Here is a 15,593-nt window from a genome sequence, read left to right on the forward strand (position 1 = left end):
ATTTTATGCTAGTAGTACGCGCCATCAACGCCAACGACCTCGATGCCCTGTATGGCCTGGCCAGCCAGGTCGGCACGGGCATGACCACCCTCAAGCCGGACATGAAGATGCTGGGCGACCGCCTGGCCATCGCCTGCGCCTCGTTCGCCGAAACCATCCCGCCCGAAAAGCGCGACTACATGTTCGTCATGGAGGATACCGATACGGGCCGCCTGGCCGGCGTGTGCGCCATCAAGGGCGCCGTGGGCCTGGACGAACCATTCTACAACTACCGCATCGGCACCCTCGTGCATTCGAGCCGCGAGCTCGATGTGTTTACGCGCATGGAAACGCTGTACCTGTCGAACGACCTGACGGGCAGCACGGAACTGTGCTCGCTGTTTTTGCACCCCGATTACCGCAGCGGCAACAACGGCAAGCTGCTGTCGAAAAGCCGTTTCCTCTTCATCGCCCAGTTCCCGCACCTGTTCACGGAAAAGCTGATCGCGGAAATGCGCGGCTACCAGGCGCCGGATGGCAGCTCGCCATTCTACGAGGGCCTGGGCCGCCATTTCTTCAAGATGGATTTCCACCACGTCGACGACTTGACGAGCCTGGGAAAAAAATCCTTCATCGCCGAACTGATGCCGCGCCAGCCCATGTACGTGGCCTACCTGCCCGACGAGGCGCAGGAAGTCATCGGCAAGGTACATCTGAGCACGGCGCCCGCGCGCCGCCTGCTGGAACAGGAAGGCTTGCACTTCGAAGGCTATGTCGACATTTTCGACGCCGGCCCCGTGCTGCAGGCGCGCGTCTCCGAGCTGCGCGCCATGCGCGACAGCATGCCCGCCGTGCTCGATGCCGAGACGGCTCCCGACGCCTGTGGCGATGCTGCCCAGGCCGAGCCTTACCTGGTGTCGAACACCGACCTGAAAGATTTCCGCATGATCGTCACCAGCGCCAATCCGCATAACGGCAAGATCGCGCTCGATGACGCTGAACTGCATCTGCTGCGTAGCCACAACGGCGACACCGTGCGCACGCTGTCACTCAACCCGAGGAAGCATACCCATGTCTAATGTGTTTAATTCATCTGCCGCAGCATCGAACTTCATCAACGGCGCCTGGCTGCCAGGCACGGGCCGCGAACTGCTCACCATCGACCCGTCGAACGGCAAGCAGACGTGGGCCAGCCTGGAAGCGACGCCAACACAGGTCGAAGAGGCTTGCCAGGCCGCGCGCGGCGCCTTTGACGCGTGGGCCGACACGCCCGTCGATGAGCGCATCGCCATCTGCGTGCGCTTTCGCGAACTGCTGAAGGAGCACGCGGAGGCGCTGGCGCTGCTGATCTCGGAAGAAGTGGGCAAACCGCTGTGGGAGTCGCGCACGGAAGTGGCCACCATGGCCAACAAGATCGACATCTCGGTGCAGTCGTATCACGCGCGCACGGGCATCACGCAGAGCAAGATCGCCGATGGCGACGCCGTGCTGCGCCACCGCCCGCATGGCGTCTTCGGCGTCTTCGGCCCGTATAACTTCCCCGGTCACCTGCCGAACGGCCACATCGTGCCGGCCCTGATCGCCGGTAACACCGTCGTCTTCAAGCCCAGCGAATATGCGCCGCGCACGGCCGTGAAAACCGTGCAGCTGTGGCAGCAGGCAGGCTTGCCGGATGGCGTCGTCAACCTCGTCAACGGCGGGCGCGACACGGGCGTGGCCCTGGGCGCGAATGCCTTGCTCGACGGCGTGCTGTTTACGGGTTCCTGCCAGACGGGCATCAGCCTGCACCGCCAGTTCGGCGGCCAGCCGGGCAAGATGCTGGCGCTGGAAATGGGCGGCAACAACGCTTTGGTGGTGTGGGACGTGCAGGACGTGGACGCGGCCGTGCACCACGCCATCTTCTCCGCCTTTGTCTCGGCCGGCCAGCGCTGCACCTGCGCGCGCCGCCTGGTGGTGCAGGACAACGCCGCTGGCGCGGCGTTTGTGGCGCGCCTGGTGGAAGTGGCGGCGAAACTGGGCATCGGCGCCTCCGACGCGCAGCCGCAGCCCTTCATGGGGCCTGTCGTTTCCGCCGCCGTGGCCGCGCGCCTGGTGCAGGCGCAGGCGGACATGGTCGCCAAGGGCGGCACCACCTTGCTGCAGATGCGCCAGCTCAATCCCGAGGCGGGCTTTGTGACGGCCGGCATCGTCGACGTCACCCATGCCGCTGGTATCCCCGACGAGGAATGGTTCGGCCCCCTGCTGCAAGTGGTCCGCGTGGCCGATTTCGCCACGGCCCTGAAAGTGGCCAACGCCACCGAATTCGGCCTGGCCGCGGCGCTGCTGTCGGACGATCCGGCCCTGTGGCAAACGTTCCAGACGCGCGCGCGCGCCGGCATCATCAACTGGAACCGTCCGACCACGGGCGCGGCCAGCACGGCGCCATTCGGCGGCATCGGCAAGTCGGGCAACCACCGTCCGAGCGCCTATTACGCGGCAGACTACTGCGCCTATCCGGTCGCCTCGATCGAGAACAGCGCATTGGAAATGCCGGCCAAGCTGTCGCCCGGCCTGAACTTTTAAGTTTTAGATTTATCAAGGAATCCCCATGCACAGCACGCGCGAATACAATTTTGACGGCCTGGTCGGCCCATCGCATAACTATGCGGGACTGTCGTTTGGCAACGTGGCCTCGTTCAGCAATGTGAAAAGCGCCTCCAATCCGAAGCAGGCTGCCCTGCAGGGCCTGGCCAAGATGCGCGCCCTGGCCGCGAGCGGCTTTGCGCAAGCCTTGCTGCCGCCGCAGGACCGGCCGAATTTCCGCCTGCTGCGCTCCATCGGTTTCACGGGCACGGACGCCGAGGTGCTGGCGCGCGCCTACCAGGAGTCGCCCGTCATCCTGGCTTGCGCGTATTCCGCCTCGCCCATGTGGACGGCGAACGCGGCCACCGTCAGCCCGTCCGCCGACACCCAGGATGGCCGCGTGCATTTCACGGCCGCCAACCTGAATAACAAGCTGCACCGCGCCTTCGAGCACGCGCAGTCGGCGCGCAGCCTGCGCGCCATCTTCAGCGACGAGCAGCACTTTGCCGTGCACGAGGCGCTGCCGTCGACGCCCGCCTTTGGCGACGAAGGCGCGGCCAACCACACGCGCCTGGGCGCCGGCCATGGCGCGCCATCGGTTGAATTGTTCGTGTATGGTCGGGTGGAATTCGATCCATCGGCACCGAGTCCGAAGCGCTACCCGGCGCGCCAGACCCTGGAAGCGTCGCAAGCCGTGGCGCGCCTGCATGGCCTGGATGCCAAGCGCACCGTGTACGTGCAGCAGAACCCGGACGTGATCGACCAGGGCGTGTTCCATAACGACGTCATCGCCGTCGGCAACGGTAATGTGCTGTTCTATCACGAGCAGGCGTTTGCCGACGAAGAAGCGAGCCTGTCGCAGCTGCACCGCGCCGTCGCCGCCACGGGCGCGCAGCTGGAGGCGCTGCGCGTGGACACGGGCCAGGTGCCGATCGCGGACGCCGTCAGCAGCTATCTGTTCAACAGCCAGTTGTTGACGAAGGAAGGCGGCAGGATGGCGCTGGTGATTCCGCAGGAGTGCCAGGAAAACCGCGCCGTCTCGCGCTACCTGGAAGGCCTGGTGGCCAGCGGCGGCCCGGTCGATGAACTGATTCATTTCGACCTGCGCCAGAGCATGCGCAACGGCGGCGGGCCGGCCTGCCTGCGCTTGCGCGTGGCCCTGACGGAAACCGAAGCGCGCGCCATGCACCAGGGCGTGATCATGACGGAAGCGCTGTACCATCGCCTGGTGGCATGGGTGGAAAAACATTACCGCGACCATCTGGAGCCGAGCGACCTGGCCGACCCGCAGCTGGCGCTGGAAGTGCATGCGGCGCTTGAAGAATTGACGATCATCCTCAACTTACCGGGATTGTACGACTTGTAGGCGATAGAAAAACACACAGAAAAAATCCGAGACAGCTAAGTAATCCACGGGACATTATTGTGAAGTTATGACAAACAGAACTGGATGCTATGCAAGGCGCCCGCTGCTAGCAGTGCGAGCACTGCTAGCAGCGGGCAAGCCTCGTCGGCCACCTTGCAGAGCGCCGGTTATGGAAGTCAGAAATCACAATAATTTATTGGGGATGACTTTTTCCGTAGCACAGAATTGGACGGGCGACCCCCGTCTCTTGACACCGCTGCCGCCCAGCCACAAGCCCGAACGACAGCGTTGGACATTCACATTACCGTAATGGAGATGCAAGATGAATCACACGCCACAAGATTTGCGTACACAAACGCTGGAGCTGATCAAGGACAAGGCGGCAGCGCCTGTCGTCGAGCTGGTGCAAGCCTGGCTCGCCTCGCTCGACGCGGAAGACCTGGCCGATATCGCGCCCGACAGCCTGGCGCCCGTGCTGGTCGACGGTTTCACGCAAGCGGCCAGGCGCACGGGCAGCGGCTGCCAGATCGCCACCCTGCGCTATGCGGATGGCCGTGGCGGCATGGCGAGCGCCTTGCTGATCCTGAACGAAGACATGCCATACCTGGTCGACTCCATCGTCATGGCCATGCGCCGCCAGCACCTGGCAGTGCGCGGCGTGATGAATACCGTGCTGCCCGTGCGCCGCGCCGCCGACGGCAGCGTGGAAGCGGTGCGCCAGTCCGGTGACCCGCTTGAATCGTATGTGCTGGTGCTGCTCGATGAAGAACTGGCGCCCGACGCGCTGGCCGCGCTGGTCGCCGCCATCGACATGGTGGCGCGCGACGCTGCCGTCGTGCGCCGCGACAGCGCCGCCATGAGCGAGCGCCTGGCCGCCGTCGCCACGGCCGCCGCCCAGCATGGCGAAGAAGGCGCGGAAGTTGCCGCCTTCCTGGAGTGGGCCCGCAGCGGCGGTTTTGAAGTGTTCGGCTACGCGTATTACCGCGTCAAGCCGGGCGTGCGCGAACTGGAACGCGACATTCCGAGCCGCGTGGGCGTGCTGCAGGATACGGCGCATCCCGTCTACGGCACCTGCCTGGCGAATATCCCGGGCGACTTCGACACCCTGGCCAAGCGGGAATCGGCGCTGTCCATCGTCAAGGCCGATGTGGCCGGTACCTTGCACCGCGACCAGCAGTTGGATTTCATCGGCGTGCGCGACACGGATGCGCAAGGCGCGATCCTGGGCGAGCATTGCTTCGTCGGCTTGTTTACCCGCGCCGGCAATTCCACCCCGCTGGCGGCGCTGCCCTTTGCGCGCGGCCGCGTGGCCAAGGTGCTGAGCCTGGCCGGCGTGCGCCAGCAAGGCTTCCGCGCCGAGAAATTCCGCGAGATCCTCGAATCGCTGCCGCGCACGGAAGCGCTGGAAGCGGACCTCGACTGGCTGGCGCAGGTGTGCGGCGCCGTCGTTTCGCTGTACAAGCAGCCGCGCACCAAGGTCTTCGCGCGCCGCGACGTGTATGCGCGCCACCTGAACGTGCTGGTGTACCTGCCGCGCGAACGCTATAGCGCCAGCGTGGCATCGAGCCTGGCGAAGGCCCTGCAGGCCAGTTCCGGCGCCACGCATGTGAGCACGCAAACCCTGGTGGCCGACGGCCCGCTGGCGCGCGTCTACCTGATCGCCCATGCCGCGCGCTACCCGCTGGACCTGGAAACGGATATCGAACAGCCGCTCTTGGGCGTGCTTGATGGCTGGCATAACGGCTTTGCCGCCGTCGCCGACGCCGTGCCCGACGTGGTCCTGCGCACCAGCCTGCGCAAGCTGTGCGCCACCCTGCCGCTCGACTACGTGGCCGCCACCGCGCCGGCCGTCGCCTTCCGCGACCTCGACACCATCCTGCGCAACACCGATCCGGCGCACGTGGCCGTGCGCATCGAGACGGGCGCCGTCACCACCATCCGCCTGTACTCGGCCAACAAGGTGCCGTCGCTGTCGACCATCCTGCCGGCCCTGCACAATGCGGGCGTGGCCATCGACCGCGAACAGGCCTACTCCATTTCACCTGCCGAAGGCACGCGCTATTTCGTCACCAGCCTGACGGTCGATGCCGCCAGCGCGGCGAAACTGGCGCAGCCATCCGTCGTCGCCGTGGCGCAGGAACTGTTTGCGGCGCTGTTCAACGACACGGCCGAAGACGGCCGCCTGAATGGCCTGGTCATCGAGGGCGGCCTGTCGACGCGCGAAGTGCAACTGGTGCGCGCCTACACCAGCTACTGGCGCCAGACGGGCAGCCGCTTCTCGGTGCGCTACATCGCCGAAAGCCTGCGCAAGCAGCCGGCCCACGTGAAGGCCCTGGTCGATGCATTCCTGCAGCGCTTCGATCCGACGCTGTCCGATGCACAGCATGCCGCCGCACTGGAAACAATCGCCGCCATCAAGGCCGGCCTGCCTTCCGTGAACCATGCGGACACGGAGGAAATCCTCGGCGCGCTGGCCGACCTGATGGCCGCCACCCTGCGCACCAGCTACTTCCAGAACAAACAGCAAGGTGACAAGATCATCTTCAAGTTCGACACCAGCAGCCTGGCGCTGGTGCCGGAACCACGCCCTTACCGCGAGATTTTCGTCTTCTCGCGCCGCTTCGAAGGCGTGCACCTGCGCGGCGGCCCGGTCGCCCGTGGCGGCTTGCGCTGGTCCGACCGCATGGAAGACTACCGCACCGAAGTGCTGGGCCTCGTCAAGGCCCAGATGGTCAAGAATGCCGTCATTGTGCCGGCTGGCGCGAAGGGCGGTTTTGTCTGCAAGATGATGCCGAAGGACGCCGTGCGCGAAACCATCGCGGCTGAAGGCGAAGCCGTGTACCGCCTGTTCATTTCCAGCCTGCTGGAAGTGACGGACAACCGTTCGCTGGGCAATATCGTGCCGCCCGTCGACACCGTGTGCTTCGATGACGCCGATCCTTACCTGGTGGTCGCCGCCGACAAGGGCACGGCCACGTTCTCGGACATCGCCAACGGCATCGCCGTGCAGCGCGGCTTCTGGCTGGGCGACGCGTTCGCCTCGGGCGGCTCGAATGGCTACGACCACAAGAAGCTGGGCATCACCGCCAAGGGCGCGTTCGAGGCCGTGAAGCGCCACTTCTATGAAATGGACCATGATCTGAACACCACGCCGATCACCATGGTCGGCGTGGGCGACATGTCGGGCGACGTGTTCGGCAATGGCGTGCTGCTGTCGCGCCAGCTGAAGCTGGTGGCAGCGTTCGACCACCGCCATATCTTCCTCGATCCGACGCCGGACGTCGCCGTCTCGTTCGAGGAACGCGCGCGCCTGTTCGCCTTGCCGCGCTCTTCGTGGGACGACTACAACAAGGAACTGATTTCGGCAGGCGGCGGCGTGTATCCGCGCTCCGCCCGCACGATCGAGCTGTCGCCGCAGATCCGCGCCGCGCTCGATATCGCGGAGACGTCGCTGGCGCCGGAAGAACTGATGCACCGCATCCTGAAGTCGCCCGTGGACCTGTTCTACAACGGCGGCATCGGCACCTACATCAAGGCTTCCACCGAGACGCACGCGCAGGTGAAGGACCGCGCGAATGATCACATCCGCGTGAATGGCAACGAGCTGCGCGTGAAAGTGGTCGCCGAAGGGGGCAACCTGGGCGCGACGCAGGCGGGCCGCATCGAGTTCGCGCTGGCGGGCGGGCGCATCTTCACCGATGCGATCGACAATTCGGCCGGCGTGGACTGCTCGGACCATGAAGTGAACGTGAAAATCTGGCTGGACGTGGAAGTCAACGCCGGCAAGCTGACGGAAGAAGAACGCAACCGCGAGCTGTATGCGATGACGGACGACGTCGAGCGCCTGGTCTTGCGCGACAACACGCAGCAGACGCATTTGCTGGTGCGCGAATTGCAGGCGCAAAGCGAGAGCGCCGTGCAGGATGGCTATGCCGCCCTGATCGCCAGCCTGGAAGAAGAGGGCGCCCTGTCGCGCGAACTGGAGCAGCTGCCGACGGTGGCCGAACTGGCGCGCCGCAAGCTCGATAACCGTGGCCTGACCACGCCGGAACTGGCGGTGGTGATCGCCAACGTCAAGAACCGCTTCAAGCGCATCCTCTCCGCCTTGCCTTTGACGGATGAAACGTGGGCCGAGCCGGTGCTCAAGCCCTACTTCCCGTCCCTGCTGGTGGCCACCCGTTCGGCGCTCGACCACCCGCTGGCCAACGCCATCCTGGCGACCGTGCTGGCCAATGAAGTGATCAACCGCTGCGGTCCGTTGATGATCCGCGACCTGGCGGCGGAACACGGCGTGGATGAATCGAGCGTGATTCTGGCCTGGGGTCAGGCATGGGTGGCCTTGAACCTGGCGCCCGTGTTCGACGCGCTCGACGCGGATGCCTTGACGATTCCACGCGAGGTGTCGATCAAGGTCGATGCGCAAACGCGCGTGCTGCAGCAGACCATGATCGCCGGCGTGCTGTCCGTGCCGGCCGAGCAATTGCGCGGCGCGGGCCTGGCCGAGCTGACTGGCCTGTTCGGCGCGGAATCGAAGCGCGAACTGCTGCAGGCCGTCGGCATCAAGTCGGAAGCGGCGCTGGTACCGGGCCTCAAGCCGGCCTTCGTGCAGGCGTGGGACGCGGTCGACGCGCTGGAAGTCGTTTCTGGTTTCCTGTTCCCGGCCCTGTCCGTGCCGCGTCCTGCCTCGATGGACCTGGCTTCCTTCCTGCAAGTGGGCCTGGCCCTGCGCAGCCAGGCGGGCATCGACACGCTGGAGCGTGGCCTGAAGCTGGCCGCGCAAGGCAAGTCGCAGGAGCAGCTGCGCAACTACGCGCAGCAAGCCCTGCGCCGCACGCAACAGCGCCTGCTGACGCAAGTGCTGGCGCGCGCCGAGCAAGGCAGCGCGGGCCAGGCCGTCGATGCGGTGACGGGTGCGCTGGGCCTGTCGGCCTACGTGGCGGCGACGGAACTGGAGCAAGCCATGCTGGATGTGTGGACCTTGTCGGAAGCCGTGAATAAAATCGCGGCGAAACCCACAGCGGAAGCGGCGGTGTAATGACGCAAGAAGCGACACACGTAGCAACGCAGGCAGTAGCGGGCGCTGGCGGCTTGCCGCCGGCCGTGCAGGCGCTGGCCGCGGCCGATTTCAGCGCCGTGGCGCAGCTGTTCGCCGACGCCGGCTTCACGGTGGCCTTGCCGGCTCCGGGCATGCTGCAAGTGCGCAAACCAGGGGACGGCCGCGCCAGCGTGCTCGTCTCGGTGGGCGTGCATGGCGACGAGACGGGGCCGATCGAAGTGCTGGCGCACCTGCTCGACGCGCTGTCGCGCGATGCGTCGGCACTGGCCGTCGACCTGCTCGTTTGCGTGGGCAATGTCGATGCGATCCGCGCCGGCAAGCGTTTCATCGACGCCGACCTGAATCGCATGTTCCGTCCCGTGCGGGGCAGCCTGGCGCAAGCGGCGGAAAGCGCGCGCGCCGATGAAATGATCGCCGCCACACAGGCGTTCTTCGACGCGGCGGGCGCCGAGCGCTGGCACCTGGATTTGCACACGGCCATCCGGCCATCCGTGTACCCCACGTTCGCCATCGTGCCGGACCTGGTAGCCGACGCGGCCAAGGCGCAGCTGATCGCCTGGCTGGGCCAGGCGGCCATCGGCGCCATCATCATGAATCCGCAATCGGCCGGCACCTACAGCTATTACTCGGCCGAGCATTTCGGCGCGGCCGCCAGCACGGTGGAACTGGGCCGCGTGGGCACGCTGGGGCAGAACGATTTGTCCCTGTTCGACGACGTGTCGCGGGCGCTGGACGGCCTGTTGCGCGGGCTGCCCGCGCAGCCGGTCAAGGCGGCGCCGCACGTGTTCAAGGTGGCGCAGGAAATCATCAAGCACAGCGATGAATTCCGCATGGCCTTCGACCGCAGCACGCAGAATTTCACGTCCCTGCCGCAGCATGCCGTGATCGCCAGCGATGGCGACCACGTGTATACGGTGCGGCACGCGGAAGAACTGGTGGTGTTCCCGAATCCGGACGTGCGCGTGGGCTTGCGCGCGGGGATGATGGTGGTGCGCGTGTCTTGACCCTTGTGCCGTGTGCGTACGTCAGGCGCCAGCCGGGGAAACCCGCCTGGCGCTTTTTCATACAAAAATTCCGTGTGGAAATAATTATCCATTAGGCAATCAACTGGTTTAGAATATTTACCCTTTAATAATTTCTGGACCGATCATGTTGAAACGCCTGCTGGCCGCCGTGCTGTGCCTGACTCTTTCCGGCTTGCTGTGTGCCGCCCATGCCGGGGACAAGGCCGATGCCAAGGCCGACGCCGCGGAAATGACAGTCGAGCAATTCCTCGCCCAGTTGCACCTTCAGCGGGGCAAGATCACTTTGCCTGGCGGTATCGCTACCCTGGATTTGCCGGACACTTTCCGCTACCTGGCGCCCGCCGATGCCGAGCGCGTGCTGGTCGATGCCTGGGGCAATCCACCGGGCTTCCAGACGCTGGGCATGATCGTGCCCGCCAGGACCAATGTGCTGGAGCGCGACAGCTGGGGTGTCATCGTCACGTATGAAAAGGAAGGGCATATCAAGGACGACGACGCGGACAGCATCAACTATGACGAATTACTCAAGGATATGCAGGCGTCCGTGCTGGAAAACAACGCGGAGCGCAAGAAACAGGGCTATCCCGGCATCCATTTGATGGGCTGGGCGGAAAAACCCAGCTATGCCAAGGATACCCACAAGCTGTACTGGGCCAAGGACCTGATGGTTGACGGCGGCGCGCATTCCCTGAACTACAATGTGCGCGTGCTGGGCCGTGAAGGCGTGCTGAACCTGAATGCGATCGCCGGCATGGAGCAGATCGCGGCGATCAGGCAGGAAATGCAGCAAGTGACGGCGTTCACGGAATTTACCGAGGGTAACCGCTACACGGATTTCGACAGCAAGACGGACAAGGTGGCGGAATACGGCCTGGCGGCACTGGTGGCGGGCGGCGTGGCCAGCAAGCTGGGCCTGTTTGGCAAGCTGCTGGCGCTGTTGCTGGCCTTCAAAAAAGTGCTGATCCTGGCCGTGGCGGGCGCGGGCGCGGCCATCGTCCGCTTCGTTGGCGGCAAGCGCAAGGAAAAGCCGCAGCCGCAACCCGCACCGCAGCAGGAACCGCTTGAACAGCCGGGCCATGGGCCGGATGGCAAGGTCAATCTGGAGAAGTAGGACGAACTGCGCCGGTCAGTGCGCGGACGCACATGGGGGCGCTGCCGGAAGAGGGCGCCTCGGGTACACTGGCTCATCGTTCACTATCGAGGAGTCCACCATGTCCGTGTCCATGTACCAGGCCAGCGTTCCCGTCTTCATCCGCGGCTTGCGCGTCGTGTCCGCCTTGCTGGAAAAAGCCCAGTCACACGTCGAGCAGGACGGCATCGTGCCGGACATCGTCTTGAGTGCGCGGCTGGCGCCCGACATGCTGGACTTGACGGCGCAGGTGCAGCGCGCCAGCGACACGTCGAAAATGTCCATCGAGCGCCTGAGCGGCATTGCGGCGCCGAAATTCGAGGATAACGAAGCGTCGTTCGAGCAATTGCAGGAACGCATCGCCAACACCATCGCGTATATCGACGGTGTCAGCGCGGGGCAGATGGCGGGCAGTGCACAGAAGGAAGTGGTGTTGAACTGGACCGACGAGGGCAAGAAATTCTCGGGCGATAATTACCTGCTCAGTTTTGCCCTGCCGAATTTCTATTTCCACGTTTCCATGGTCCACGCCATCTTGCGCAACAATGGCGTGGCCGTGGGCAAGCTCGACTATCTTGGCCCTTACGATTGATCGGCCTGAAAAACCGTCGCCAGCGGCAATGATTTGTGGCCGAGAAGCGCAAGGGTGCTGAAGCACAGTGGGCATCGTAGGCCGCAAGGCGCCACGCGCAGCAGGTTTTTTATCGTTGCGGCTGCTGGACCTGGTTCTGCACTGCGTTACCCAGCATGCCGCCGCCGATCACGCCGGCCACTGTCGCCAGCGCCTTGCCGCGGCCACCGCCCACCTGATTGCCGATCAGGCCGCCGATGACGGCGCCCGTGCCGATGCCCACGTAGTTGGGCTGGGCCGGCGCCGGCGCCGGCTGACGCGCGGGTTCGCGGTACGCCGTCTCGCGGTAGCCATCGTTGTTGTCATTGTAGGCAGGGCGCGCTTGCGCCACCTGCGTGTGGTGCACGACGCGCTTGTGCGCGACGGGTGCCGGCGCCGGGGCAGGCGCCGCCTGTGCCACGACGGGAGCGGCCAGCGGCGCGGCGATTGGCGCGGCCAGGGCGGCGGCACTCGCCGGCGTCATGCCAGCCACGTCCGCAGGCATGGCTGGCGTGGCCGGCACGTTGGCCCGCGAAGTGGGCAGGATGCCGGCGATGGACGCCGCGCCCACCAGGCACAGGACCGTGACGGAAATGGCGGCGCCGGCCATCAAGGGGTGGATGCGGTTGGCGGTGGTCGTCGTGTTCATGTGTTCTCCTGGGGGCAAGGTGTTGCTGCTGTATTGCTGCTGTGTTGTTGATGTGTCCAGATTAGCGGGGCCGGCCGCGCAAGGCTAGACGGTGCGCTGTATCAAACGTAAGCAGGTGTAAGCCCCGATGTCCAAAGCACAGTAGAATCGGTGCTTCCCCTTTTCCGGAGTCCGCCATGAGCCAGTTATTCACGCCGTATGCGCTGGGACCCTTGCAGGTGGCCAACCGTATCGCCATCGCCCCCATGTGCCAGTACTCGGCCGACAATGGCAACGCCACCGACTGGCACATGATCCACCTGGGCCACCTGGCCCTGTCCGGCGCGGGCTTGCTGATGACGGAAGCGACGGCCGTCTCGCCCGAGGGACGCATCTCGGCCGCGGACCTGGGCCTGTGGTCGGACGCGAACCAGACGGCGCTGGCCAAGGTGGTGCAAGCCATCCGCCGCCACTCCCCGATTCCCCTGGTGGTGCAGCTGGGCCATGCGGGACGCAAGGCATCGAGCCGCGCGCCCTGGGAAGGCGGTTCCTGCGTGCACCTGGCCGAAGGGGGATGGCAAACGGTGGCGCCGTCCGCCATCGCCCATGCGCCCGGTGAAACCGTGCCGATCGCCCTGGACGACATGGGCTTGCTGCAAGTGAAGGGCGCCTTTGTCGCCGCCGCCCGGCGCGTGCATGCGCTCGGCATCGAGGGCATCGAACTGCATGCGGCGCACGGTTATCTGCTGCACCAGTTCCTGTCGCCCCTGTCGAATCACCGCACCGATGCGTATGGCGGCAGCCTGGACAACCGCATGCGCTTTCCGCTGGAAGTCTATGAAGCCGTGCGCGCCGCCGTGCCCGCCAGCGTGGCCGTGGGCGTGCGCATTTCCGCCACCGACTGGGTCGAGGGCGGCTGGGAGATCGAGCAAAGCGTGCGTTTCGCGCAGGAGCTCAAGCAGCTGGGCGCCGACTTCATCCACGTGTCCAGCGGCGGGATTTCTCCGCAGCAGCAGATTCCCGTGGGGCCAGGCTACCAGGTGGCGTTTGCCGAGCGCATCAAGCGCGACAGCGGCTTGCCCACCATCAGCGTCGGCTTGATCACGCAAGCGCAGCAGGCGGAAGACATCATTGCGCAAGGTCAATCCGACATGGTGGCGCTGGCGCGCGCCATCCTGTTCGACCCGCGCTGGCCCTGGCATGCGGCGGCCCAGCTGGGCGCGCAGGTGCAGGCGCCGCCCCAGTACTGGCGCTCGCAGCCGCGCGAATACAAGCAGCTGTTCGGCGACACGACCCTGGGCCAGCGCTGAGCGGATCATTGCCCGTTCTGCTACACTCGCGTTTCCCTACCTCATTCCTCCAGGACGCTTCGACATGCGCCATTGATACTGCCGTGCTGTGCACGGCCTCGCCCTTCCCGCCAGCGCCCCATTGCGCCCGCGGGTACGCCAGCCCTGTCTGCACATACAAGGAGTATCCATGCCTGCATTACTACAACTCGACCGTCTTTCCTGTGTGCTGCCCGATGGCCGTACTCTTTTTTCTGATTTGCAACTGTCCTTTGCCCCGCGGCGTATCGGCCTCGTCGGCGATAACGGCGCGGGCAAGAGCGTGCTGGCGCGCCTGCTGGCGGGGCAGGTGCGGCCATCGAGCGGCGCCGTGCGCTGCGACGGCAGCGTGCATTACGTGGCGCAGGAACTGGACGCGCGGCGCTATCCCACCGTGGCGGCGCTGGCCGGCGTGACTGCCTTGCTGGCCGCCTTGGACCGCATCGCGCAAGGCGGCGTGGATGAAGCCGATTACGCGCTGGTGGGCGAGCGCTGGGATGCCCATGCCCGCCTGCGCCAGGCCCTCGACGCCATCGATTTGCGTCACCTCGACGCCGGCACGCCTACGGCGAGCCTGAGCGGTGGCGAGCGCCAGCGCATCGCCTTGCAGGGCGCCTGGCTGTCGCAGGCGGACTGGCTGGTGCTCGATGAACCCAGCAACCATCTCGACGCGCAGCAGCGTGCGCGGCTGGTGGCGCAGATGGCGCGCTGGCCGCGTGGCTTGCTGCTGATCAGCCATGATCGTGGCTTGCTGGAGCACGTGGACGACATCGTCGAATTGTCCAGCCAGGGCTTGCGCAGCTATGGCGGCAACTACGCCGTGTATGCCCAGCAACGCGCGCTGGAGCAGGCGGGATTCACGGCGGCCCTGCAGGCGGAAAAAGCCAGTGCCAGGCGTGAACAGCGCGCGGCGCAGCAACAGGCAGAGCGCCAGCAGAAACGGGTGATGCGCGGTGAGCGGGACGGCCGCGAAGGCAATCAAAGCAAGCTGCTGCTCGACGCGAAAAAGGAGAAGAGCCAGGATAGCCAGGGCAAGCTGCGCCTGCGCGCGCAGGAAGCGCAGCAGGCGCGCCAGCAAAGGGTGGCGGATGCCAGCGCCCGCTGCGCGCCAGAGGTGGAACGCCTGTTGCTGGCGCCCGACAGCGCCGTGCCGAACGGAAAACTCATCCTGGAATTGCGCGAGCTGGTCTTGCCATATGGCCAGGCCCAGCCTTTGAACCTGGTCATGAGCGGCCCGCGCCGCCTGGCCGTGACGGGAGACAATGGCAGCGGCAAGTCGACCCTGCTGCGCGTGATCGCCGGCCAGCTGGCACCGGCCAGTGGCGAGGTGCGCTGCCATGCCAGGGTGGCGTGGCTGGACCAGCACGCCGGAGGGCGCGATGGCGAGTGGAGCGCCGTGCAGCGCTTGCAGGCACGCAACAGCCTCTTGCCGGAAGGCGAGTTGCGCACGCGGCTGGCACTGCTGGGCATCGCCGGCGCGCGCGCCACTCTGCCCAGTCGCCTGCTCAGCGGCGGCGAGCGCATGAAAGTGGCCCTGGCCGCCGAACTGTACGCCCAGGCGCCGCCGCAGTTGCTGCTGCTCGATGAACCGGACAATCACCTGGACCTGGCCAGCCTGCAGGCGCTGGAACAGATGCTGGGACAATACGCGGGCGCGTTACTTGTGGTTTCGCATGACCGGGCATTTCTGGATGCGATCAACCTTGACCCGCAGGGCTTGACATTGCATAAGTGACAATTTAATAAAAAAAGTCACGCTTCATGCCTGCAGAGCATGCTTCATGAAACGATGCTGAATTTTGTTTGATTGTCGGTATAATCCACTGAATAACCGGGCCTATTTGTGAACTAAAACTGCTGGTTCACCAATATGATGACGTTTAATCTGGCACTGTTGGCGGTCCATGACC

Annotated in this window: 10 protein-coding genes; 9 read left to right on the plus strand and 1 reads right to left on the minus strand. The window is 65.3% G+C overall.

Features of this window, described 5'->3' with window-relative positions:
* The first annotated feature begins 5 nt into the window (after window positions 1-5).
* The 7 genes from astA to ACZ92H_RS07705 all read left to right on the plus strand — a co-directional run bounded on the left by astA (window position 6) and on the right by ACZ92H_RS07705 (window position 11,709).
* Complete coding sequence (gene astA, locus ACZ92H_RS07675) at window positions 6-1,058, plus strand: arginine N-succinyltransferase (RefSeq protein WP_131373278.1); 1,053 nt, start codon at window positions 6-8, stop codon at window positions 1,056-1,058.
* Window positions 1,051-2,541 (plus strand): succinylglutamate-semialdehyde dehydrogenase, encoded by a 1,491-nt coding sequence (gene astD, locus ACZ92H_RS07680; RefSeq protein ID WP_465048884.1) that lies wholly within the window; start codon window positions 1,051-1,053, stop codon window positions 2,539-2,541. Before astA ends, astD begins: the two co-directional genes overlap by 8 nt.
* A gap of 25 nt (window positions 2,542-2,566) precedes the next feature.
* Window positions 2,567-3,907, plus strand: a complete 1,341-nt coding sequence (gene astB / locus ACZ92H_RS07685; RefSeq protein WP_465048885.1) for an N-succinylarginine dihydrolase — start codon at window positions 2,567-2,569, stop codon at window positions 3,905-3,907.
* A gap of 322 nt (window positions 3,908-4,229) precedes the next feature.
* Entirely contained in the window at window positions 4,230-8,942 is a 4,713-nt protein-coding gene (locus ACZ92H_RS07690; RefSeq protein WP_465048886.1) for an NAD-glutamate dehydrogenase domain-containing protein, read from the plus strand.
* The gene (locus ACZ92H_RS07695) at window positions 8,942-9,967 is read left to right on the plus strand and encodes a succinylglutamate desuccinylase (RefSeq protein ID WP_465048887.1); all 1,026 of its coding nucleotides are present in this window, start codon (window positions 8,942-8,944) and stop codon (window positions 9,965-9,967) included. Before ACZ92H_RS07690 ends, ACZ92H_RS07695 begins: the two co-directional genes overlap by 1 nt.
* A 145-nt stretch (window positions 9,968-10,112) precedes the next feature.
* Complete coding sequence (locus ACZ92H_RS07700) at window positions 10,113-11,099, plus strand: DUF2167 domain-containing protein (RefSeq protein WP_465048888.1); 987 nt, start codon at window positions 10,113-10,115, stop codon at window positions 11,097-11,099.
* Window positions 11,100-11,199: 100 nt separating this feature from the next.
* A complete protein-coding gene (locus ACZ92H_RS07705; RefSeq protein WP_131373284.1) occupies window positions 11,200-11,709 on the plus strand; it encodes a DUF1993 domain-containing protein in 510 nt (169 codons plus the stop codon).
* Between the two features lie 109 nt (window positions 11,710-11,818).
* Here ACZ92H_RS07705 and ACZ92H_RS07710 read toward each other — a convergent pair whose 3' ends face one another.
* On the minus strand, window positions 11,819-12,376 hold the full coding sequence (locus ACZ92H_RS07710) for a glycine zipper 2TM domain-containing protein (RefSeq protein ID WP_465048889.1): 558 nt from the start codon (window positions 12,374-12,376) through the stop codon (window positions 11,819-11,821).
* A 176-nt stretch (window positions 12,377-12,552) separates the two neighbouring features.
* Here ACZ92H_RS07710 and ACZ92H_RS07715 point away from each other — a divergent pair, with 176 nt between their 5' ends.
* A complete protein-coding gene (locus tag ACZ92H_RS07715) occupies window positions 12,553-13,665 on the plus strand; it encodes an NADH:flavin oxidoreductase/NADH oxidase (RefSeq protein WP_465048890.1) in 1,113 nt (370 codons plus the stop codon).
* Window positions 13,666-13,834: 169 nt separating this feature from the next.
* Complete coding sequence (locus ACZ92H_RS07720) at window positions 13,835-15,418, plus strand: ABC-F family ATP-binding cassette domain-containing protein (RefSeq protein ID WP_465048891.1); 1,584 nt, start codon at window positions 13,835-13,837, stop codon at window positions 15,416-15,418.
* Window positions 15,419-15,593 lie beyond the last annotated feature (175 nt).

It is taken from the genome of Janthinobacterium foliorum (assembly GCF_978021625.1).